The organism is Idiomarina sp. 28-8, from assembly GCF_000320945.2.
Classification (GTDB): Bacteria; Pseudomonadota; Gammaproteobacteria; order Enterobacterales; family Alteromonadaceae; genus Idiomarina; species Idiomarina loihiensis.
In genome coordinates, this window is the sequence record NZ_DF266791.1 from 432,504 (window position 1) to 455,495 (window position 22,992).

At 47.5% G+C, this 22,992-nt stretch carries 19 protein-coding genes and 6 tRNA genes; 10 read left to right on the forward strand and 15 right to left on the reverse strand.

Annotated features, from left to right (window positions below; genetic code table 11):
* Nucleotides 1-3 precede the first annotated feature (3 nt).
* Nucleotides 4-2,508, reverse strand: coding sequence for an ABC transporter permease (locus RJ32_RS09965; protein WP_034821818.1), 2,505 nt, complete (start codon nucleotides 2,506-2,508; stop codon nucleotides 4-6).
* Nucleotides 2,498-3,178: an ABC transporter ATP-binding protein gene (locus RJ32_RS09970; protein ID WP_034821820.1), complete on the reverse strand. Its 681-nt coding sequence runs from the start codon at nucleotides 3,176-3,178 to the stop codon at nucleotides 2,498-2,500. Before RJ32_RS09970 ends, RJ32_RS09965 begins: the two co-directional genes overlap by 11 nt.
* A gap of 3 nt (nucleotides 3,179-3,181) precedes the next feature.
* Between RJ32_RS09970 and RJ32_RS09975 the strand changes: the two genes are divergently transcribed.
* On the forward strand, nucleotides 3,182-3,799 hold the full coding sequence (locus RJ32_RS09975; protein WP_011235004.1) for an arylesterase: 618 nt from the start codon (nucleotides 3,182-3,184) through the stop codon (nucleotides 3,797-3,799).
* A gap of 45 nt (nucleotides 3,800-3,844) precedes the next feature.
* Here the strand turns inward: RJ32_RS09975 and RJ32_RS09980 are convergent.
* The 6 genes from RJ32_RS09980 to gltX form a co-directional block, all read right to left on the reverse strand.
* Nucleotides 3,845-3,920, reverse strand: a tRNA-Glu gene (locus RJ32_RS09980).
* A gap of 35 nt (nucleotides 3,921-3,955) precedes the next feature.
* Nucleotides 3,956-4,031 (reverse strand) — tRNA-Glu (locus RJ32_RS09985).
* A 32-nt stretch (nucleotides 4,032-4,063) separates the two neighbouring features.
* Nucleotides 4,064-4,139 (reverse strand) — tRNA-Glu (locus RJ32_RS09990).
* A 47-nt stretch (nucleotides 4,140-4,186) separates the two neighbouring features.
* Nucleotides 4,187-4,262: transfer RNA gene (locus RJ32_RS09995), tRNA-Ala, on the reverse strand.
* A 141-nt stretch (nucleotides 4,263-4,403) separates the two neighbouring features.
* The gene (can, locus tag RJ32_RS10000) at nucleotides 4,404-5,054 is read right to left on the reverse strand and encodes a carbonate dehydratase (RefSeq protein WP_011235005.1); all 651 of its coding nucleotides are present in this window, start codon (nucleotides 5,052-5,054) and stop codon (nucleotides 4,404-4,406) included.
* A gap of 65 nt (nucleotides 5,055-5,119) precedes the next feature.
* The gene (gene gltX, locus RJ32_RS10005; protein ID WP_034821823.1) at nucleotides 5,120-6,526 is read right to left on the reverse strand and encodes a glutamate--tRNA ligase; all 1,407 of its coding nucleotides are present in this window, start codon (nucleotides 6,524-6,526) and stop codon (nucleotides 5,120-5,122) included.
* A 192-nt stretch (nucleotides 6,527-6,718) separates the two neighbouring features.
* On the opposite strand from gltX, the gene RJ32_RS10010 reads away from it, so the two are divergent.
* Both RJ32_RS10010 and RJ32_RS10015 read left to right on the forward strand, forming a co-directional pair.
* A tRNA-Val gene (locus tag RJ32_RS10010) sits at nucleotides 6,719-6,794 on the forward strand.
* A 35-nt stretch (nucleotides 6,795-6,829) separates the two neighbouring features.
* Nucleotides 6,830-6,905: transfer RNA gene (locus RJ32_RS10015), tRNA-Val, on the forward strand.
* Nucleotides 6,906-6,918: 13 nt separating this feature from the next.
* On the opposite strand, the gene RJ32_RS10020 is transcribed toward RJ32_RS10015, so the two are convergent.
* Nucleotides 6,919-7,866, reverse strand: a complete 948-nt coding sequence (locus tag RJ32_RS10020) for a LysR substrate-binding domain-containing protein (protein ID WP_034821826.1) — start codon at nucleotides 7,864-7,866, stop codon at nucleotides 6,919-6,921.
* A 131-nt stretch (nucleotides 7,867-7,997) separates the two neighbouring features.
* On the opposite strand from RJ32_RS10020, the gene RJ32_RS10025 reads away from it, so the two are divergent.
* From RJ32_RS10025 to RJ32_RS10035, 3 genes are all read left to right on the forward strand, one after another.
* Entirely contained in the window at nucleotides 7,998-9,116 is a 1,119-nt protein-coding gene (locus RJ32_RS10025) for an S-(hydroxymethyl)glutathione dehydrogenase/class III alcohol dehydrogenase (protein WP_011235008.1), read from the forward strand.
* 11 nt (nucleotides 9,117-9,127) lie between these two features.
* The gene (gene fghA / locus RJ32_RS10030) at nucleotides 9,128-9,964 is read left to right on the forward strand and encodes an S-formylglutathione hydrolase (protein ID WP_034821829.1); all 837 of its coding nucleotides are present in this window, start codon (nucleotides 9,128-9,130) and stop codon (nucleotides 9,962-9,964) included.
* A gap of 110 nt (nucleotides 9,965-10,074) precedes the next feature.
* Nucleotides 10,075-11,355 (forward strand): acetyl-CoA hydrolase/transferase family protein, encoded by a 1,281-nt coding sequence (locus RJ32_RS10035; protein ID WP_034821832.1) that lies wholly within the window; start codon nucleotides 10,075-10,077, stop codon nucleotides 11,353-11,355.
* Between the two features lie 15 nt (nucleotides 11,356-11,370).
* On the opposite strand, the gene RJ32_RS10040 is transcribed toward RJ32_RS10035, so the two are convergent.
* From RJ32_RS10040 to RJ32_RS10065, 6 genes are all read right to left on the reverse strand, one after another.
* Nucleotides 11,371-12,570, reverse strand: coding sequence for a BCCT family transporter (locus tag RJ32_RS10040; protein ID WP_034821835.1), 1,200 nt, complete (start codon nucleotides 12,568-12,570; stop codon nucleotides 11,371-11,373).
* Nucleotides 12,564-14,258 carry a choline dehydrogenase gene (gene betA, locus RJ32_RS10045; protein WP_034821838.1) on the reverse strand — a complete coding sequence of 565 codons (1,695 nt, stop codon included), beginning with the start codon at nucleotides 14,256-14,258 and terminating at the stop codon, nucleotides 12,564-12,566. The genes RJ32_RS10040 and betA overlap by 7 nt, the downstream gene beginning before the upstream one ends.
* Nucleotides 14,258-15,721: a betaine-aldehyde dehydrogenase gene (betB, locus tag RJ32_RS10050; protein WP_082815459.1), complete on the reverse strand. Its 1,464-nt coding sequence runs from the start codon at nucleotides 15,719-15,721 to the stop codon at nucleotides 14,258-14,260. Before betB ends, betA begins: the two co-directional genes overlap by 1 nt.
* Nucleotides 15,722-15,750: 29 nt before the next feature.
* Complete coding sequence (gene betI / locus RJ32_RS10055; protein WP_034821844.1) at nucleotides 15,751-16,329, reverse strand: transcriptional regulator BetI; 579 nt, start codon at nucleotides 16,327-16,329, stop codon at nucleotides 15,751-15,753.
* A 23-nt stretch (nucleotides 16,330-16,352) separates the two neighbouring features.
* Nucleotides 16,353-17,396: an alkaline phosphatase D family protein gene (locus RJ32_RS10060; RefSeq protein WP_034821848.1), complete on the reverse strand. Its 1,044-nt coding sequence runs from the start codon at nucleotides 17,394-17,396 to the stop codon at nucleotides 16,353-16,355.
* Nucleotides 17,397-17,473: 77 nt separating this feature from the next.
* Nucleotides 17,474-19,834 (reverse strand): TonB-dependent receptor domain-containing protein, encoded by a 2,361-nt coding sequence (locus RJ32_RS10065; protein WP_034821851.1) that lies wholly within the window; start codon nucleotides 19,832-19,834, stop codon nucleotides 17,474-17,476.
* Between the two features lie 193 nt (nucleotides 19,835-20,027).
* Here RJ32_RS10065 and RJ32_RS10070 point away from each other — a divergent pair, with 193 nt between their 5' ends.
* From RJ32_RS10070 to RJ32_RS10085, 4 genes are all read left to right on the forward strand, one after another.
* Nucleotides 20,028-20,717, forward strand: a complete 690-nt coding sequence (locus RJ32_RS10070) for an aspartate/glutamate racemase family protein (RefSeq protein WP_034821854.1) — start codon at nucleotides 20,028-20,030, stop codon at nucleotides 20,715-20,717.
* 14 nt (nucleotides 20,718-20,731) lie between these two features.
* On the forward strand, nucleotides 20,732-21,415 hold the full coding sequence (locus RJ32_RS10075) for a DNA-3-methyladenine glycosylase I (protein WP_082815460.1): 684 nt from the start codon (nucleotides 20,732-20,734) through the stop codon (nucleotides 21,413-21,415).
* 175 nt (nucleotides 21,416-21,590) lie between these two features.
* On the forward strand, nucleotides 21,591-22,304 hold the full coding sequence (locus tag RJ32_RS10080) for an SIMPL domain-containing protein (protein ID WP_034821857.1): 714 nt from the start codon (nucleotides 21,591-21,593) through the stop codon (nucleotides 22,302-22,304).
* A 51-nt stretch (nucleotides 22,305-22,355) separates the two neighbouring features.
* Nucleotides 22,356-22,961 carry a DUF502 domain-containing protein gene (locus RJ32_RS10085; protein WP_034821860.1) on the forward strand — a complete coding sequence of 202 codons (606 nt, stop codon included), beginning with the start codon at nucleotides 22,356-22,358 and terminating at the stop codon, nucleotides 22,959-22,961.
* Nucleotides 22,962-22,992 lie beyond the last annotated feature (31 nt).

The window sequence follows — 22,992 nt, forward strand, 5'->3', positions numbered from 1 at the left end:
TCATCAGGCCAGCTTACGTATTAGCTGTGCCGTATTTCTCTGAATGAGCCGGTGGCAGGATAAACGGCCTAAAACAGCCACCACTACAGCACCAAATAGCGGTCCTAATAGCCAAAGTTTCCAATGAATAACGGGCGTCATATTAAACACTTGGTTTTGCAATATAAAGAGCGAAACTTCCATTGCTAAGGTCGCTATTAACCCGCTAATTGCCCCCAGCACCAAGAATTCATAAGTAATACTGCGACTCAATAATTTACCCGGCGCTCCGAGCGTGCGCAGAATCACCAGTTCCTTCTGCCGTTCTTCCATACTGGCCTGCACCTGCGCCACCAACACTAAAGCTCCGGCAATAATGACCAGCACTAATACAAAAACAATGGCTAAACTGACCTGTCCAATCACTTCCCGAATTTGATTGATCATAGCGTCCAGATCAATCAACGACGTCTGCGGAAAAGGTTTAAACAATTGGTACAATTCATCTTTTCGATCTTCACCTAGTCTAAAACTGGTGATGTAAGTTGCCGGAAAATCTTCCAGTGTTGAGGTATTAAAGATCATGTAAAAGTTTGGCTGCAGGGTATTCCAGTCGGCTTTACGTAAACTGGTTACCGGCACAGTGAACTCTTCGCCACCTAAATTAAAGCGTAGTTCATCACCCACGTTTATATCCAGTCGCTCGGAGACATTTAACTCGACCGAAACCTGGGATTCTGCACTTTCACCCCACCATTCGCCAGCGGTAAGTTCGTTGTTAGGTGGTAAGATGTCTCGCCAGGTCAGTGAAAGCTCTCTTCCTATACCTTCTCGGCCTTCGGCTTCATCGTCATCACGATCTTCCTTGGTGACTTCGTCTAGCAGCTTCTCGCCATTAATATGGGTTAAGCGCCCCGGTACAATCGGGTACAGATCAGTCGACGGAATATTCTCCCGCTCAAACATCGTCTGCATGTCATCAACTTTGTCTTCGGCTATATTGATGGCGAAATAGTTTGGCGCATCCGCTGGTAACTGACTTTTCCAGTCTTCCAGTAAGTCGTTACGCAAAACAATAACGAGCAACAACAGCATAATGGCGGTTGAAAAACTCAGCATTTGAACACTGTTGGCGGCCGCTCTTCTTTGTAAGCCCGCCATAGCCAGGCGCCAGCTACTGCCGGCCTGCATACCCGCCTTACGACTGGCAGAAATAAACAGCCGGCCTAATCCAAGCAGCAGCACAGCGGCGACTGCACCGCCTGCAAATGAGGCGGTCGACAACCACCATTGCTGGCTGTAAATAACCAACAGAGCATAAATGGTTCCGCCACTTAGTACCCATTGTAGCCAGCGTACTGCATTACCCGCCGTTAACTGGCGGTGCAGCACGCGTAGCGGCGGAATAGAAACCAGCCGAAATAACGGATACAAAGTAAACATCACGGCACTGATAACACCGGTGGCTCCGGCTAAAACATAAGGCTGCCAACCCGCCTGAGGCAAGGTCGCCCCCAGTTTCTGAGCGACCCACTCAATAACCAGATACTGAAGAGCCCAGCCAAGTGCCATACCTATGGCCACACTCACAGCGGTTAATAGCAACAGGTGCAGCATAAAAATACGACGAATTTTCTTACGACTGGCACCTAAGGTCTTGAATATGGCAACCACATCGTAATTTCGCTGACAGTAACGCTGTGCCGCAACCGCAACAGCCGTTGCGGCCAAGACCACACCTAGCAGGCTCGCCAACATCATGAAGCGCTCAGCACGGTTCAAAGAGCGGGACAACGGACTATTCCCGTCTTCGATGCTACGCCAGCTGTGCGTATCGTCATTCAAACGTGGTAAGAGCCAGTCTTCATACGCGTCTATGGCGTCACTTTCACCGGCCATCAGCACATTAAAACGAACCCGGCTGCCGGGCTGAATCAGACCCGTCTCTTCCAGCTGGGAATGACGAATAAGCACATTAGGACTGTCGGTAAAAACTGAAAAGCCAACGTCGGGTTCGTAAGTAACAACTTTGGTCACTTTGAAGCTACTGTTACCCACTTCAATATCGTCACCAATATCTAACTGCAACGCCTGAAACAATTGTGATGCAACCCAAGCTTCTCCTTCGGCAGGCAAGCCATCGGCAACATAACCCTGCCCAAAAGGCTGATCCGCTATTTCCAGTTCACCACGCAGCGGATAACCGTCACTCACTGCTTTAACATCCACCAGGGTCATGTTGTCGCCAGCAAAAGCCATGGAATTGAAAACCACTTTCCAGGCTGTTTTCAAGTTCATTTGCCCGGCTTGCTCAAGCCATTCCTGAGGTATATCCCGTCTGGAACTTAATACTCTGTCAGCCGCCAAAAATTCACTGCTGCGCTCAGTCAATCCGGCCTGCAGCCGATCACTGAAAATAGATAACGAAAGCACGGCGGTCACCGACAAGATAATAGCCAGTGCCATAATGGTCAGTTCACCGCGCCTCAGCTCCTGCTTTAACAGACGAAATGAAATCTTATGCCACATCCTGAGCTGCCTCCGATAGCTGGCCCGCATCCATTTGCAACACGCGCTGGCAACGCTCTGCCAGCCGTTGATCATGGGTTACTACGACAAGCGTCGTGCCATAGTCCTTGTTTAAGTCGAAGAGCAACTCTTCAACCTTACCGCCGGTTTTCGCATCAAGGTTACCGGTAGGTTCATCAGCAAACAGAATTTTGGGTTGTCCAACAAAGGCTCTGGCTATAGCGACCCGTTGTTGTTCGCCGCCAGACAACTGGTTCGGGTAATGGTGCCAGCGATCTTCCAGCCCCACTTTCGCCAACAGTTCCCGGGCTTCTTTTTCTGCACCTTTATGACCGGCCAGTTCAGCCGGTAACATGACGTTTTCTAAGGCACTTAAGCTAGGTACCAGCAGGAACGACTGAAAAATGAAGCCGACTTTGTCAGCACGAACTTTTGCCCGCTGCTCCTCATCCAATTCGCTTAATTTTTCGTTCTCTATAAGAACCTCTCCGGAGGATGCGAGGTCTAAACCCGCCAGTAGTGACAATAACGTCGACTTACCTGAGCCGGAAGCGCCGACAATGGCTACGGTGTCACCGGCATTGATACTGACGTTAATTGGCTGCAGAATCTGTAATGGACCCTCAGAGGTGTCTACGGTTTTTTCCAGTTGTTGAGCTTGAATGAGCATAAAATGAAAAACTTCCTTTTGAAAACGTGTTTATTTTTAGCGCTGTTGTTGGTTATACGCAGCGTTTCCGCAAATGTCTCACTTGTCGTTTTAGGTGACAGCTTAAGCGCCGGTTATGGGCTTTCTCAGGAACAAACCTGGGTTGCCGAGTTAGATCGCCGCTGGGAGAGCTCTCATCCCGATATTAACATCATTAACGCCAGCATTAGTGGCGAGACCACTCGTGGTGGTTTGCGCCGCTTAGAAGGCGTTTTAGAGCGTCATAAACCCGATGCGTTATTTATTGAGCTGGGTGGTAATGACGGACTTCGTGGGTTCGACCTAAACACAGTTCGTTCAAATTTGAAACAAATCATCGACCAGGCGCAGCAACAAGGCGTTAAAGTCGGTTTGAGTCAGGTTATGGTGCCACCAAACTATGGCCAGCGTTTTGCTGAACAGTTCCAGAAAATGTTTGAGGAAGTTGCAGAAGAAAAAAATGTGACACTCATACCTTTCTTTATGGAAGAAATAGCAACAAATGCCGATTACGTGCAGGATGATGGCATTCACCCCACCGCGGAAGCCCAGCCAAAGATAGCTGATTTTCTGGAACCTTATTTACTGAAGTTGGCGCAGTAGCGAAAGCCAGAAACAAAAAAACCGCCTGCGGGCGGTTGATTTAAGTGGCGTCCCCTAGGGGATTTGAACCCCTGTTACCGCCGTGAAAGGGCGGTGTCCTAGGCCACTAGACGAAGGGGACCCATGGAACTTAATTTAATATATGCAGAAAAGTAATGGCGTCCCCTAGGGGATTTGAACCCCTGTTACCGCCGTGAAAGGGCGGTGTCCTGGACCACTAGACGAAGGGGACGCAGAAATTACTTTTTACATTTTGTATTTGAATGGCGTCCCCTAGGGGATTTGAACCCCTGTTACCGCCGTGAAAGGGCGGTGTCCTGGACCACTAGACGAAGGGGACGCAACAACCAAATACTTACTGCCAAATAGTGCTTTACCAAAACAACTTGGTGGAGCTAAGCGGGATCGAACCGCTGACCTCTTGCATGCCATGCAAGCGCTCTCCCAGCTGAGCTATAGCCCCGCACCTGACAGTCTCAGACTGCCTTGACAGCGGGGCGCATTCTATTGTGACCTGAGCTAATGTGTCAACTATTTTTTCTAAAAATACTTCTGTTTGAGCGTTTTTATGGCAGTTTGCTCAGTAATTCATCAAATCTTGACTTTAACCGCCTTTCGGCAACTTTTGGTGGTAAACGTGGTACACCTGCTCCATGCCTTCCCGGCTTGAAACCGATACATTCATATCATTAACCAAACCATTATCTAAACGATAGACCCAACCGTGTATTGTCAGTGACTCACCTTTGTCCCAGGCTTCCTGCACCATATTGGTTTTGGCCAGGTTTTTAACCTGTTCAATCACGTTCAGTTCACACAAACGATCAATCTGCTCGGTCTCGCCCAGTTGCTCTAACTCTTCGGCATGCTCGCGGTACACATCACGAATTGGATACAACCAGTGATCAACCAGCCCGTGAGGTTTACTCTCAAGTGCCGCTTTTACACCCCCACAACCGTAATGACCCACCACAAGGATATGCCGAACTTTCAACGCTTCAATGGCAAACTGAATAACCGACAAGCAGTTAAAATCAGTCTGGATGACTTGATTGGCGACATTTCTGTGTACAAACAATTCACCCGGAGCCATCCCCACAATCTCGTTCGCCGGCACCCGACTATCGGAACAGCCTATCCATAGATATTGCGGGGATTGCTGCCCTACTAAGCGTTTGAAAAAATCAGGATCGTTCTTTACCTGTTGCTCCGCCCACTCTTTGTTGTTTGCAATCAAATGTTTTATATCTGCCATTACTCATCCCATCGTGGCGGTCGCCTGGCGTTATCAGGCCAGGCGTAATTTTTATTAGCATCAAATTACGCGTTTTCGCGGTTAGCAATAAATTCCAACGCCAGGTCTATACGTGCCAGAACGGTCTGCTGCGGAATTAATTCCAGAGTCACATCTAATGATGGAGAGTTGCCCCCACCCGTCGCGGCAACACGCAGTGGCATGCCCACTTTGCCCATACCAACATCCAAATCGGCAGCTGTCTGGTTAATTGCCGCCTGAATATTAGCAGCATTCCAGTCACTAATTGCTCCGAGCAGTTCTTTGGCTTTTACCAGCGGCTCTTTGGCTACCGGGCGTAAATGTTTTTTCGCCGCTTTTTCGTCAAACTCATCGAATGACTCAAAGAAGTAACGGCTAATGGCAGCCATTTCTTTTAAGGTTTTTACCCGATCAGCCTGCAACGACACAACTTGCTCTAGCGCTGGACCATTACTGGTGTCCACACCTATTTGGTCAAACTGCCATTGCAATTGCGGTGCAACTTGCTCCGCAGGCAAGGTTTTCATGTAGTGCTGGTTTAGCCAGTTAAGTTTTTCGGTATTAAACGCAGAGGCTGCTTTATTCACGTCATCCAGCTTGAAGTATTCAACCAGTTCCTCACGGCTGAATATTTCCTGGTCACCATGAGACCAGCCTAAACGGGCTAAGTAATTTACAACCGCTTCCGGTACGTAGCCGTCGTCGCGGTATTGCATAACGCTGACTGCACCATGACGTTTCGACAGTTTCTTGCCATCGTCACCCAGTATCATCGACACATGAGCGTACTGAGGTACCGGTGCGCCCAGAGCTTTTAAAATATTAATTTGACGCGGGGTATTATTAATGTGGTCTTCACCACGCACCACATGCGTAATATCCATGTCCCAGTCATCAACCACCACACAGAAGTTATAGGTCGGTGTGCCGTCGGTACGGGCAATGATCAAATCATCCAGTTCAGTATTAGCGAATTCAATGCGCCCGCGAATATGGTCATCAAACGCAACACTACCTTCTTGCGGGTTACGAAAACGAATGACGTACTTATCACCGCCAACATTCGGGTTGTCCCGACAATGGCCATCGTAGCGAGGCTTTTCACCGGCAGCCATTTGCTCTTCACGCATTTTTTCTAAGCGTTCGGTTGAGCAATAGCATTTATAGGCTTTGTCTTCTTCCAGTAGTTTATCGATTAACTCTTTATAGCGCTCAAAACGCTGAGTCTGGTAATAAGGCCCGCGATCCCAGCTTAAACCTAACCATTCCATGCCCTCTAAAATGGCATCAATAGCAGGCTGAGTTGAACGTTCACGGTCGGTGTCTTCTATACGCAGTACGAACTCGCCGCCCTGCGCTTTTGCGACTAACCATGAATACAATGCCGTACGGGCACCACCAACATGCAAATACCCAGTCGGGCTGGGGGCAAAACGCGTTACCACACTCATGTTTGTTCCTTTCTTTAAAACCAGTCAATTTTATGGGCGCAAGTTTATCAAGACTGAGCGCCTGACGCATCTGCTATTCGAAATGATTAAAATGTCAGCAAACGAACACAAGTTGGCAATTTTTATTTGACAGTTTAGATCTGCGCCCTATAATGCCACCTCGCAACGACGCAGAAGTGTCACAGTGAAAATGGTTGCTTAGCTCAGTTGGGAGAGCATCGCCCTTACAAGGCGAGGGTCACTGGTTCAAGCCCAGTAGCAACCACCACTTCTCTTCTTCCGTCAATTGCAGACCTTCAGGATGGTTGCTTAGCTCAGTTGGGAGAGCATCGCCCTTACAAGGCGAGGGTCACTGGTTCGAGCCCAGTAGCAACCACCACTTTTTTACTCTCTCAGTTCTCTATTTCTCCAGTATTAAATTTTCCTGATAAATTTCCTGATAAATTTCCTGATAAATTTCCTGATAAATTTCCTGATAAATTCCCTGACAAATAGTCTAGTAATACCCGTACTTTTGGAATCACCTGACGGTTTTCCGGATACAATGCCCATATACCATCATCGGGTTGCCGGTAGTCCGCTAATACTTCCTCTAGCTGTCCGTTAGCCAATGAGTCCGTTACATAATAGTCCGGCAGCATAGCCAGCCCCAGACCTTTCATAGCGGCGTCACGAAGCGCCAGACCATTGTTGCAATGCAGGTAGGATTCCGGACGAACCGTTTCCAGTTTACCCTCAACCTGAAAGCGCCATTGCCTGACCGTTCCGGTAAAACAGCGATGCGCATCCAGTGCGTTAATATCTTGCGGCCGATCAAACTCTTCAAAATAAGCAGGAGAACCTACTACAAAATGTCGGCGCGAGCCTAGTTTGCGGGCACGTAACCGAGGGTTACCCAACTGCCCTAATCTAATGGCAACATCGTAACTGCCCTCTATTAAATCGACCTGCTCGTTGGTTAACTGAAAATCCAGCCGGCATTCTGGGTAAATGTGTAAAAAATCATTCAACAGAGGTGCTATGAAACGCTCACCATAATAAACCGGTGCCGTAATGCGAATCAGCCCCTGCGGCTGCTGCGTTCGCTGCTGAATGGCCTGATCGGCGTCTCTTAAGCTGGCAACCAAGTGCTGACAATGAGGTAAATAAAGCTTCCCCTCTTCCGTTAAACTGACACTGCGGGTTGAGCGGTACAGCAGTTGCATCTGCAGCCGGTGCTCAAGCGCTGCTATATTACGGCTAACCTGCGCCACAGATAACCTGAGTTGCCGGGCTGCCGCAGTAAAGCTCTGTTGCTCAGCCACTGCCGCAAACTCACTGATCCCCTGCCATGGCTTCATCTCACACCCATTATTTCATTTATGAAAAAGTAATTTGCAAAAACAGTAGATTACCTGCTAATGAGAAAAAGTTAAACTTACGCTACGCTTTTACCTAATAAAATGAAAATCCAAGACTATAAGGAATTATTATGGAAACCATTAAGTCACGCGCTATGGTTGCCTGGGGCCCGGGCGAACCACTGAAAGAAGAAATTATTGACGTTGCGCCGCCGAAAAAAGGCGAAGTGCGGGTTCGCATTATAGCAACAGGTGTTTGCCATACCGATGCTTACACACTTTCCGGTAAAGATCCTGAAGGCATTTTCCCTTCTGTACTAGGTCATGAAGGTGGCGGTATTGTTGAATCCGTCGGCGAAGGTGTCACCTCAGTTGAAGTGGGTGATCATGTTATTCCTCTGTACACCGCGGAATGTGGTGAGTGTAAATTCTGTACCTCGGGTAAAACTAACCTGTGTCAGGCCGTTCGTGCCACTCAGGGTAAAGGCTTAATGCCGGACGGTACCAGCCGCTTTTCAAAAGACGGCGAGACCATTTATCACTACATGGGCACTTCAACTTTTTCTGAATACACCGTTTTACCAGAAATTTCACTGGCTAAAATTCCCAAAGACGCTCCTTTAGAAAAAGTCTGTCTGTTAGGTTGTGGTGTCACCACCGGCATGGGCGCGGTTAAAAACACCGCCAAAGTCCAGGAAGGCGACACAGTTGCGGTATTTGGTTTAGGTGGTATTGGTCTGGCCGTTATTATTGGTGCCGTACAAGCCAAAGCTTCGCGCATTATTGCCATTGATGTAAACGACGACAAACAAACGATTGCCAAAGAGCTAGGCGCAACCGACTTCGTGAACCCAACCAAGTACGACAAGCCTATTCAGGAAGTTATTGTCGATATGACTGACGGTGGCGTAGACTTTTCGTTTGAATGCATTGGTAACGTCGACGTTATGCGCGCCGCGTTAGAGTGCTGCCACAAAGGCTGGGGCGAATCCGTGATCATTGGTGTTGCCGGTGCCGGTGAAGAAATCTCTACCCGCCCTTTCCAGCTGGTTACTGGCCGTGTATGGCGTGGTAGTGCCTTTGGTGGCGTTAAAGGCCGTACCGAACTGCCTGACTATGTAAAACAATATATGGACGGGAAATTTGATTTAGACACCTTTATCACTCATACCATGCCGTTAGAAGAGATTAACGAAGCGTTCGACTTAATGCATGAAGGTAAGTCGATTCGTTCAGTTATTCATTATTAATGGAGTCTGTAATGAAACAAGTTAGCGAAACCCGCTGTTTCGGCGGACGCCAGTTACGCTTTGAACATGACTCTGAAGTACTGAACTGCGCTATGCAGTTCAGTGTCTTCTTGCCCCTAAGAGCAGAAAAGTCCAAGGTGCCAGCGGTTTATTTTCTCTCCGGCTTAACCTGCACTGACGAAAACTTTTCCACTAAAGCCGGTGCGCAACGGGTAGCAACGGAACTCGGTATTGCCTTAATTGTACCGGATACCAGCCCGCGTGGAGATAACGTAGCTGATGATCCAGACGGGGCTTACGACTTAGGCTTAGGCGCCGGCTTTTACGTCAACGCTACTCAGGAGCCATGGAAAAATCATTATCAGATGTATGACTACATCGTTAAGGAGCTTCCGAAGCTGGTCGAAGCGGAACTGCCAATTAACGATAAACGCGCTATTGCGGGTCATTCCATGGGTGGCCATGGTGCTTTGGTTATTGGCTTGCGTAACAGCGACCGTTACAGCAGTATCTCTGCCTTTTCGCCTATTACTAATCCAACACAGTGCCCCTGGGGTGAAAAAGCCTTTAGTGCTTATTTAGGCGATGATCGCGAACAGTGGAAGCAATACGACGCTGTTGAGATTATTAAATCGAAAGGTCAGACATTGCCAATTCGGGTAGATCAAGGCTTAGCTGATGGCTTTTTAGAAGAACAGCTAAAACCTGAAAACCTGAAAGAAGCCATTGCTAAAGTAGAGGGTGGCGGTACCGTTCACCTACACGACGGCTACGACCACAGCTACTACTTTATATCCTCGTTTATCGAAGCCCAGCTTCGCTTCCATGCGAAGTACCTCACCGCTTAACAAAACTCCAGAAACCCAGTAGGTATTACTTACTGGGTAAATACCCCTATTCGTTAAACGGTTATACTTCTGATCTCGCTCAATACTTCTCGCTTAAAAAGGAAGCAGTAATGAAGGTAAACTCAGCGGTAGAAGCCCTGTCAATTCTCAATGATGGCGATGTCATCTGGTGCCAGTCGATGGCTGCCACCCCTTATAAACTTCTTGAAGGTCTGAAAGAGGTAGCTACACAGCGTAAAGACCTGACGTTGTTACAGTTGCATACGGAGTACAGCGAAATACTCTGTGACCCTGAGCTTAAAGGACGTCTTCGCCAACGTGCTTTCTTTGTTGGTGCTTCTACTCGACAGGCAGTGAACCAAGGGCTAGCCGACTATGTGCCCATTTTTCTCTCTGAAATTCCCAAGCTGTTTCGCTCTGGCGAACAGCCACTGGATGCCGCAATCATTCAGGTGTCACCGCCGGATAAACACGGTAATTGCAGTTTAGGTATTTCGGTTGAAGCAACCCGGGCGGCGCTGCAAGTGGCAAAAAAAGTGGTTGCCTGGATCAATCCCAACATGCCGCGCACACATGGCGATGCGTTAGTCTCGTTAAAGCGGTTTGACCGTTTCTACGAAGAAGCGGCTCCTATTCCACTGCACAACCAGCCACCACAAAACCCTGTGACACAAAAAATTGGCGAGCGCGTTGCTGGCCTTATTAATGACGGGGACTGTTTGCAAATGGGTATTGGCGCAATACCAGACGCGACTTTAGCTTGTCTTCATCATCACAAAGACTTAGGCATTCACACCGAAATGTTCTCTGACGGCGTATTACCGCTGGTTGAGCGTGGCGTCATAAACAACAGCCGCAAGCGTAAGCACCGTGGCCGCATTGTCACCACTTTTGCGATGGGTTCTCAGGCACTTTATAACTTTGTTGATGACAACCAGGAAGTTTTTTTCCTTGATGTTGAGTACACCAATGACACCTCGGTTATTCGCCAGAATAAACAGGTTATGTCCATAAACAGCGCTCTTCAGGTCGACCTCAGTGGACAAGTCTGTGCGGACTCTATTGGCACGAAGATATACTCGGGCGTCGGCGGCCAAATGGACTTTGTACGCGGTGCCAGCTTGTCGGAAGGCGGTCGTTCGGTTATTGCTTTGCCTTCAACGGCCTGTGGCGGAACAGTGTCGCGCATTAGCTCTCTGCTTGCTCCTGGCGCCGGCGTGGTCACCACTCGTGCCCATGTGCATTACATTGTGACTGAACACGGAGTCGCTAACTTACGCGCCAAGAGTATGAGTGAACGCGCGCGCGAGCTGATTCATATTGCCGACCCTAAGTTCCGGGATGAGCTGGCACAAGCAGCTTATAACGATTGGGGACTGAACATAACCTGATGCAATGGCATCAGGTTACTTCTTCTTCGTAGGCAACGGTACCAATGCTTCAGTTTTAGGCAGCGGCTGCTGTTGCTTACCAAGCGCTATGTAAACAAAGCAACACAAACCAATACCAATAACCAACGCACCAACCCACTGAATTTTTATAAACTGAACGCTAAATAGTACAGTTAATGACATCATCAAAAAGGCATGTAAGGCCATATATTGTTGTTTGCCAAAACGCGCTACTGTCAAGTTCAGGTTGTCGGAATAAAGCCGGATTAAAGAGTCCAGCGAGTTGATCACGAAAACAATTCCAACAAACACCATCGCCAGATTAATGAATCCGGAAGTATCCAGTCCTTTTAAGTGGAATAAGTATAAAACACTAAACCAGAGACCAATGGACAATGACGGCCATATCAGCATGGCTAAGAACAGCCAGATGGTGCGCATGTTACCAACAAAGCGCGCAGTGAACTGACCAATCATAATGCTCCAGGCAAACCACCAGAACAGGTAAAACGCATGGTAATCATTAATCGGCAGAACAAACCGGTGTAGATGTTCAAAGTAGTCGGTCAATAAGGGTAAGGTACTAAAATAATCAGGCGCAGAAACATTGTCAGACAGTAAAGCGATACTGCCTAGCCCAAGAATTAACGCAAAGAACAGCCCACCAGATGACAAGCTAAGAATCTTAACAAACTTAAGCTCGGTACTTGAGTACACCGCAAATAAAATGGTGCCGCCGACAATCAGCGCGTAGTACCAGGGGAAGCCTTCGCTAACCGCAATACTGGGTAAATACCAGCTCAAGTTCGCAAATAACAAATGCGCGGTAAAAGCACAGGTGCCAATTATCACGATGTTATTAATCCACTTAACCCAGGTAATCTCAAAGAATTTAACCTTGGGTTCAATTGCGCAGAAATAAAAACAAGTGACAAAGTAAATGGCCCAGACCAGAAAGCCCCAGAAGCCAAACTCAATAGCCAAAGGGTTGGCAAAAGCGTACTCGCTGTTTTCTTTTATATCGGCATAAACCGGGAACTCTGTCAGCGGGAACATAATCAGTCCGACATCCAGACCCGAGGTAAACAGAATAGCAATGAATGTCATAGTAGACACCGGGTAGCGACCGTTAAGTTTCAGCCGTCCCCAGCGCATAACAATAAAGACCACCATGGCCATGAAAAACAGCATGCCAATACTGACAAGAGTTAACATGACGTGCTCCGCTTGGCCTCACCACTGCGCTGACGCTGTTGCCATTGCGGGTCTTTATAAACATCAACTTCAGCTCTCGGCAAGTTCTGATGCTTGATGATATCAGCCGCTCGCTCCGCGACCATGATGGTTGGCGCGTTCAGGTTGCCGTTTGGAATCGTTGGGAAAACCGACGAGTCAATAACTCTAAGTCCTTGCAAGCCCCGCACACGCATTTGTGAGTCAATCACTGCCATGTCATCATCTTCGGCACCCATACGACAACTGCCGCAGGGGTGATAAGCACTTTCTACGGCATCACGCACGAAAGCATCTATCTGCTCATCGGTCACAATGTCTTTTCCCGGTTGTATTTCCTGGCCGCGGTATTCATCCATTGCCGGCTGAGCAATAATGTCGCGAGATAATCTTACGCAGGCCCGAAATGCCTCAATGTCGTCCTGATGCTGCAAATAATTGAATTGAATCTGGGGCGAGGTAAAAGGGTCTGAGCTTTTCACTTTAACCCAACCACGGCTTTTCGGCTTATTGTGCCCAATGTGCAGCTGAAAACCATGCCCTTCAAAAGCAGATTTTCCATCGTAGCGAATGGCTGCCGGCAGAAAATGATATTGGAGATCCGGCCACTCAACACCTTCTTTCGAGCGAATAAAACCGCAGGACTCAAAATGATTCGTTGCGCCTAAGCCGGTTTTGAATAAAATCCAGCGTACACCAATAGCCAACTTGCTCAGAGGTCCTAGCTTACCGTTCAGCGTCAGCGGCTTTTTGCACTGATACTGAAAATAAGACTCCAAATGGTCCTGCAAGTTTTCCCCGACACCAGGCAGCTCATGCTGAGTTTCAATGCCTGCTGCAGATAGGGTCTCGTTGTTACCAATACCCGATAGCTGCAGAATATGCGGAGAACCAATGGAACCTGCACTTAAAAGCACTTCTTTATTCACAAAAAAGCGAGCAATGTTGTTTTTCTCATAAAGCTCGACACCAATAGCCTGCTTGTCTTCCAGCAGCACTTTACTGACCTGAACCCCGGTTTTTATCGCCAGGTTAGGTCTGCTCATAGCTGGCCTTAAATACGCATTAGCAGCGGACCAGCGCACACCGTTTTTCACAGTCATATGCATGGCACCAAAACCTTCTTGCTGAAAACCGTTATAGTCACTGGTCTCCATATAACCGGCGTCAACTCCGGCCTTAATAAAGGCTTTATACAACGGGTTTTGCATATTGTTACCGTTATTCACAGCCAAAGGGCCACCTTTCGAACGGTATTCATCGGCACCAAAAGCCCAGTCTTCCGCCTTTTTAAAGTACGGCAGGCAATTCTGGTAGTCCCAGCCTTCAGCACCATGCTCTTGCCACTCATCAAAGTCCCGCGCATGACCGCGAACATAAACCATGCCGTTAATCGACGAGGAGCCACCAAGAACCTTGCCCCGGGGGCAATGCATTTCGCGATTATTCAGGTAAGGCTCAGGTTCCGAATGGAACTGCCAGGCGTACTTTTTCGTATTCATCGGAATCGACAGCGCGGTTGGCATCTGAATAAAAATGCTTTTGTCTGAGCCGCCAGTCTCTAATAACAATACCGAGACATCCGGATCTTCTGTTAACCGATTGGCCAGCACACAGCCGGCCGAACCCGCCCCCACAATGATGTAATCGAATTTCTCATTCACTGTCATTAGAATGGACCTTCCAGCTTATCCATTCCGACATAAATTGATTTTGTCTGAGTATAAGACTTAAGTGCTTCCACACCGTTTTCACGACCAATACCCGATTGCTTGTAACCACCTACCGGCATCTCTACCGGCGAATTAGCATAGGCATTAATCCAGCAAATACCGGCTTCCAGCTGAGCGATGACACGATGAGCTCTGCGCAAGTCCTGACAGAAAATACCAGCTGCCAGTCCGTAATCGGTATTGTTAGCTCGTTGAATGACCTCTTCTTCCGTTTCAAAGGTCAGAACGGACATCACCGGACCAAAAATCTCTTCGCGCGTAATGCGCATGTCATCTGTGCAGTCAGTAAAAATAGTGGGGCCAATAAAATAGCCATTCTCACAGCCCGCAGGCGCTAATCTTTCGCCACCAAAGGCCAGGGTAGCACCCTGCTCTTTGCCAAGCTCGATATACGACATGACCTTATGCAGGTGATTTTCAGAAATTAGCGCGCCCAGGTTGGTTTCAGGATCCATAGGATCGCCGACTACGATATTGTTCTTGGTGCGCTCTAATAAACGCTCCATAAAAGTGTCGTAACAGTCTTTGTGCACGAAAACCCGAGTGCCATTGGTGCAGACCTCGCCCTGGGTGTAAAAGTTACCCATCATGGCACCGGTTACCGCTTCATCAATGTCAGCATCATCAAAGACAATAAGCGGTGATTTACCGCCCAGTTCCATGGTCACATTCTTCAGGGTACCTGCCGCCGCGGCCATTACCTTTTTGCCCGTGCCTACTTCACCTGTCAGCGACACTTTCGCAATCGACGGATGCTGAACCAGATAATTACCGACAACACCATCGCCATGCACCACGTTAAATACGCCTTCCGGTACGCCTGCTTCGATAAATATTTCTGCCAACATCGCAGCGCCACGAGGTGTCTCTTCGGATGGCTTGAAAATCATACTATTACCTGCAGCAAGGGCGGCAGCCGCTTTCCAGCAAGCAATTTGCAACGGGTAGTTCCATGCACCAATGCCAAAACAGACACCTAAAGGCTCGTGCCGTGTGTAAAAGAAGTCGTTACCGACACTTTGTTGCTCGCCCATCATTGACGGGCATAAGTTGCCAAAATACTCAATAGCATCCGATCCGGTCTGAACATCGACTTCAACGGCTTCCTGCCAGGGCTTTCCGGTATCCAGCACTTCAAGCTTTGCCAGCTCGTCATTGCGCTCTCGTAGAATCGCCGCTGCACGTTGTAATACTCGGGCTCGCTCAATTGCAGGGGTTTGTGACCAAACCTCAAACCCTCTTTGAGCACTTTCCACCGCGTCTTCCAACAGCGACTCTCCTGCCGACTCTACGGTGTAAATCACTTTCCCGGTACCAGGGTTGATCACGTCAAAGTATTCATGGTTACTGTCGTCGACGTAACGGCCATGAATAAAGTTTTTAAGTAATGTAGAGGACAACGATAACTCCCTTATAATTTGGCAATGGTTTAACTGACACCGTGCTGTTCCAGCACACCATTAATGTATTTTTTGCAGTATTTTTTTGCCTGACTGAACTTCTCTTCATTTGCCCGGCTTAATGCACAGCGCAACCAAAAACCATCAATTAACGCAGCCGTCACTTCCGCTGCCTCACGCGCACTTTCGGGATTCAGTAGTTGCTTGAAACTGTAACGCAAATTACTCACAAGCCGGCGCTTATTCAGCTCCTGTAAGCGATATAAGTCGGCGTCATGCATTGACTGCCCCCAAAAGCTTAACCAGGTTTTTGTGCTTGAATCTGCCTGCTGCACATCAGAAAAGTTCAAATCAACAATTTTCATCAAGCGGTCATACGGGTTATCCGGTGACTGCTCCATTTTGAGCTGAGAAAGCAAATACCGTACAGAGGCCTCAATTAGCGCCTGCTTACCGCCAAAATAATGGCTGATAATACCGGACGACATCCCCGCCCTGCGCGAAATCAAGTTTATGGTTGCTCCTCGTAAGCCTACGTCAGCAACCACATCGATGGTGGCATCGATTAACTGCTGACGCCGCATTGATTCCATTCCTACTTTTGGCATAGCTTTCTCACATGGTTTAATTTTTATTCGTAAGGTTCCAGCGTTGACAGCCTGAAGCGGTGTTCGTTAACTACATCACCTTCTTCATCGTAAAGTCCAAGAGTCACAACCGGATCGTCTTTTTCCCAGTCAACGTCCAGCGCACCATAATTTACCTTATTGATAAACTGACCGATGCGGTGTTTATTAGGGCTAACGTCTTTCCACTCTTGAGTCAGTCCTGATGACGTAACTTCCCATAGTGGGTAGTCTAAATCTTCGTCGTAGTAACTGATTTCACCCCAGTGGGTGTCGCCGCTTATCAAGATAACACCATTAACCTTATGTTTTTTAATAAGATTAAACAAACGTTGGCGGTCAGAGGGGAAATTCGCCCACGACTCCCAACCGGTAAAATCAGCTAAAAGCTGTAAGCTGGAGCCAATGACTTTAATACGCGCCGGCTTTTGTAACTGTTCTTCCAGCCACTGCCATTGTTTTTCGCCAATCATACTGGCCTCAGGGTCGCTGTGAACTTTATAAGGCCCCATGTTTTTCGGTTCACGTTCGTTGGCATACTCTTCACGTGTCACGTGGGCGATATCGTCCCGGTTCCAACGCAAATCGGGCAAAATTACGTGAATGCTTTCTTCGCCCTCACCGTAGGTATATGAGGTGTAAATTCCATCTTCACGAGTGCGACGCGGAGAGTTCTCCGACTCACCCCAAAAGTCGAGCATGATATCTCTTGACGCTTCTTTTTTAGGGTAATCCTTGCCGGCGTCGTTCGCACCGTAGTCATGATCATCCCAAATAGCGACGAGCTCTGCTTGCTCTTTTAGTTCTTTAAAACCCGGCTTAGAGCCCAGTTTTTCATATTTATTCTGCAACACTGACATGTCTTCGGTGTCGCCATATACATTGTCCCCAAGAAATACAAAAACTTCAGGGTCGTCATCAATAATGCTGTTAAAAATAGGAATGTCTTTGTCCTGATGCGAGCACGAGCCAAACAAAATCCGGCCTGGTGCATCGGCAAAAACAGAGCCACTCAGTAGTAATGTGGATAGTGCTAATAGTTTATACATGTGTATTGATTACCTTGTTGTTGCTTGCTACTAAAGCAACCACATGCGGCGTTAACCGCATGTGGTTCGGGGTAGTTTTAAAATACAAACTTAGCATTAAGTGCAACCGTACGTGGCGCACCAATCCAACCAGCGCCCGGAGCGATAGTACCAAGGTAATCTTCGTCAAAGACATTATTCACAGTGAAGCTCAGCTCCATGCTGTCAATTGCACCACCAATGTCATAAACGGTTTTACCAATGTAAAGGTCACTCACAACGTAAGAATCGCTTTCCTGAGTGTTCGCCTGGTCTAAGAAACGCTCACCAACATACTTAGTACTAAAGCCGGCATAGAAATCGCCTTTAGTGTAGTCAAAGCTAACAACGGCCATGTCCTGAGCACTGCCCAGTACCGTATTGCCGCGGAATGCTTCATCCGTATAGGTTGAGTCATTTTTTGTGTAAGACATATAAACGCCAAGGTTATCACTCAGGTTGTAATCCAGTGATGCTTCAATACCGTCAGACTCAATACCACCTGTGTTAACATAACCACCGGCTGCCGCTTCTAAGAAGTCGATACCGTCAACGTCTTCATTGCTGACAAAAGTAATACGGTTTTCGAAGCTAATATCATAATAAGTCAAACTTGCATTAAAGCCCGGCGTTGAATAGCGCAGACCTAAATCAATATTGTCCGCTGTTTCTGGCTCAACCTGGCTTACATCCGTATCGTCACGCTCTAATACTGCATCTTTAACGGCTGCAAAGTTTTCTGCATAACCACCGAAAACCTCCAGTCCACGAACAGGTAAAGGAGCCACAAAACCAGCTGACAATAAAGCATCCGAGTCAGACGATACGCTCAGATTGTTATCCGGGTTAAACTGGTCTTCTTTTGACACTTCAACATCAAACTTCTTGGCGCCCAGACGGAATTTCGCAAATCCGGCATCAATCTCGTCTTCAATGTAGTACATCAAAGTTTCGACCGGGAATTCACGGCTGTACTGAACCCAGTAAGGGTTGCTTTCCGGACGTGGACTCGCTGCTGCATCAATGGTTTTATGCCAGTCACGGTACTCATCACGCTGGTAATCTTCGTACCAGAAACCACCACGCAAGGTGTTTGCCATACCGGCAATTGTGGTATCCCATACAAAATCACCATTGACGCCGTAGCGTTGCTTTTCGTAGTGGGTATGACGATTCGAACTGACCGGCATAGAGCCTTGCTCATAGCAACCCGGGTCTACTTCGGCTCCACCACCGCCATAAGGGTAACCAATTGAGCTCTCGCAGCCTGCTTCAGGTGATAATGACTGTCCGTCGCGGTTAACAAAATAGATAAAACCTTGTGAAGAACCACCGTAAGCTGTGGTTGAAGGGTCCAGTTCCGAGTGAGGGTTTCCTGCACCGTCGTCGGTGACATCAGCAATGTAATATGGAATCCACTTACCAGCACCTTCGTTTTCGTGATAGTAAACGTTAGTGCTGACATCCACTTCACCCAACATGAAGTCGGCTTTTAGGTAACCAAACAGGTTTTCACGTTCAGTTACCCAACCTTCACGCCATGCCTGGTCTTGATAAGGAATGCCTGTCCAGTCTTCAGTCAGGCCGTCCCATTCAGAGTTTTGTTCATACTGTGCTAAACCATAAACTCGTTGATAGGTATATTCCTGAGCGTCGTCGTAACTCACGTAACCCGTTAAATCTACGTCACCAACACGACTGATAATTTTACCTTCAGCATGGTCACGCGTATTGGTTACCGAACCATCCATGTAGTCATCGTTTTGTTGGCTCGAAAGAGAAAACCACGCGTAAGTGTCTTTAGCAATTTCGCCAGTATCGTAACGTGCATACAGTTTTTGTGCGTTATGCTCGCCAATCGTGGTGCTAACGGTAAACTGTTCTTCGTACGCAGGACGAATAGTCGTAAAGTTCAAGGTACCGCCCAAAGCCTCGTTTGAACGAGAACTAATGTCAGCTGTACCCTGAGAAACTTCCGTGCCACGTAAGTTTTCAGTGTCAATGTAACGGCTGGCTTTAGTACCACCACCGTAGTTTGAGTTGCCGTTAGAAATACCATCTACAGTCATACCAATTTGCTGAGATTCTAAATCTAACTGGAAACCGCGAATTGAGATGCTGGTTGACCATTCATCAGAGCCGAACGGGTCGCCTTCGTTTACCAAAACGCCAGGTAAGTTATCAACCATTGCCAAAGCGCTGGTCATAGACGTTTGCTGCTTTTTCATTTCTGCAGAAGCGGCGTTATTCGCATAAGAAACACTGCGGCCAGTAACCACAATGGCTTCCATTTGTTCTTTTTCTTCTTCTGCTTGCTGATCTTGAGTGTCTTGCGCCATTGCTGGCAGGGAGGTAGCAGATAATGCTGATAGTACAGATAGTGCAATTAAGCTTTGCTTCATAGGCACATAAGTTTTCATAAAATTTCCTGTTTCTTGTGTTGTAGTGAAGCTCCTTAATGTATGGGGCTAATGTGACAACGGCGTTAAGGTTAATTGATCGTTCAATTAAAATAAACGCAATATAAATTAGATATTTTTCATCTAAACTCTGCGTTAACTTGCTTAAGAAACTAAGGTAGGCTGTGTTTAAAAGACGGTTGCGGAGGCTTTAATGAAAACAGTCGGCATTATTGGTGGCATGAGCTGGGAATCAACCAGCACTTATTATAAGCGTTTGAACCAGCTAATAAATAAGCGCCTGGGAGGCTTGCACAGTGCTGAAATTCTTCTGGCCAGCCTCGACTTTGCGCCTATTGAAGAGATGCAAAGTAAGGGTGACTGGGATGCAGCTACACAAGCTCTTATTGCCAAAGCCCGGCAGTTGGAAAAAGCGGGTGCTGAAAGTATTGTTATAGCAACAAATACAATGCACAAAGTGGCTCCACAGGTTGAAGACGCGGTCAAACTGCCGTTATTGCACATTGTCGACGCTGTGGCGGTGCACCTTAAACAAAACAACGTTAACCAGGTTGGGTTGCTGGGTACACGCTTCACCATGCAGCAACCTTTTTATAAAGAGCGCCTTGAACAACAAAACATTAAGGTACTGATACCCGGTGAAAGTGACGGCAATACAGTCGACAACATTATTTTTAAAGAACTGTGCCATGGCCAATTTACTGATAGCGCACGCAAACAATACCTAAGAATTATTGAGGACCTGGCAGCGCAAGGCGCACAAGGCGTTATTTTAGGCTGCACTGAAATTGGTCTGCTGGTTAAACAAGAACATTCTGCCCTGCCATTGTTCGATACCACCGAACTTCATTGCCGCGCCATTGCAGACTGGATGCTAGATTAAAAAGCAGGAAGACCATGACCGATATAACAATCAACTTTTCTCGTTTCTATGACAGAGCCTGCCAGCGTAAAGGTGGCGAAAGTGCGATGCTTGCACGCCTGCCTAAAGTATCGTCCGTAACCCAATTAGAACAACTCGAAGACCGGGATGTACTTGCTACTATTACCCGTTGTATTTTCCGCGCCGGTTTTGTCTGGCGCATTATTGAAGCGAAGTGGCCGGGCTTTGAAGAAGCCTTTAAAGGCTTTGTGCCTCTTTACTGGCAACAAGTGCCCCCAGAAGTCTTAGAGGCACTTTCCAAAGATGAACGTATTGTCCGCAACCAGCAAAAAATAAACACCCTGCCCGCTAACGCACGAATGATTGTGGAAGTAGCCGAAGAATACGGCAGTTTTGGTCAGTTTCTGGCTCAATGGCCATCGAGCCAACAAGCGGAGTTGTTGCATTATCTTAAAAAGAACGGTTCGCGATTAGGCGGCGTTACCCCACAGTATGTTTTGCGCGAGCTTGGCTGGGACGGTTTTATTCTTTCCAATGATGTTATCACCGCGTTGACCAACTACAAGCTGATAGACGCTTCTCCCACCAGTCAAAAAGGGTTAAAACAAGCTCAAAGTGCGTTTAACCACTGGCATCAGCAGACCCAGTTACCTTACAGTCATTTATCGCGAATTCTGTCTTACAGCGTCGGCGATTAAACCAGGTTATTCATTCTAACTCGCTGAACAGTTCTTCCCCCCCCGCTGCTTAACAGCAGCGGGGCAAATTCCCACTGGATAAATCGCCGCCTATCACCTATAAATAGATAGGTGAGTAGTCGTATGACAGTCCGTTATCGCAAGCCGATTTTTTTCAAAAACTCTGGGGATTTTGATGAGCTCAACCAAAAATACTCTGATATTAGGCATCTCGCTAATCATTAGCTTTATCGTTATTGGCATTATCGGTTCAAATGCAGTGCTTGAGCATAAATCGATGGAGCGTAGCGTAACCGTAAAAGGGTTATCTGAAAGAGAATATATTGCCGACACCGTTATCTGGCCTATTCAATTTACCGCGGCCAGCAACGATTTATCTGAAATTTATGAAACCATGGAAGCATCCAATAAAAAGGTCATCGCCTTCTTACGGGAAAAAGGCATTGAGCCGGATGAAATATCCTCGTCAGCCCCTTCCATTACTGATAAATCAGCCCAGCGTTATGGTTCATCTCAACCGGCAGAATTTCGTTATACTGCCACACAAGCCATTACAGTCTATTCCAATAAGGTTGAAGAAGTTCGCAGCGTTATGGGGGACCTTGCCGAGCTGGGTAAAGAAGGTATTGTTCTCAGCAGCGACGATTATCAGGCGCAACCTGAATACTTGTTTACCCGATTGAATGAAGTAAAGCCCGAAATGATAGAAGAGGCCACCAAGAAAGCCCGGGAAGTAGCAGAAAAATTTGCGACAGACTCGAACTCTCAGTTGGGTAAAATCAAACAGGCGCGTCAGGGGCAGTTTAGTATCAGTGCTCGCGACCGACACAACCCTCACCTGAAAAATGTGCGTGTTGTATCCACCATAGAATATTACTTGTCCGATTGATTTATTCGTTTCACAATGCGGCTAACTCTTTGCCAAAAGGCTTATTAAATAATGAAAAGAACGCTGCAGTATTTATTTAAAGGGTTAGCCATTTTACTGCCCATTGTTGTGACCTTTGCGTTACTGCAATGGCTGCTAGTTACCATCGAAACTTGGCTTAAGCCTATATGGATAACCTTACTGGGTGAGTCTTCATATTTTCCCGGACTCGCCTTTATTAGCTTTTTAGCTATTGCTTTGCTTATTGGTTTTAGCTCCCGCTGGAATTTCATTGATTCTCTCTGGCAGCTTCCCGGAAAACTTATCAACCGGCTGCCACTGCTGCGCAGTCTTTACGGTACCATTAACGATGTCTTTGAAATGATGTCGGGCAAAAACTTCGCTGAAGAGTCTGTTGTATTAGTCACCCTGCCCGGCAGCAAACTGCGGCTTATTGGTATCGTCACCAAGAAAAGCGGCATTAAGGGTGACCGCTTGTCGGAATTGATGGAAGGCGACCAGGTAGCGGTATTCTTGCCCATGAGTTATAACGTCGGCGGCTATATGGTCATAGTGCCGGCGGATTGTATTGAGTCACTAACGATGAAGCCTGCCGAAGCCCTGCAACTAACAATAAGTGGGGGCCTGGGCAAAAATCACTCCGGCAAAACAGATTAAAAATTGCAGTTGAAATCAGCGCGCGTGCTGG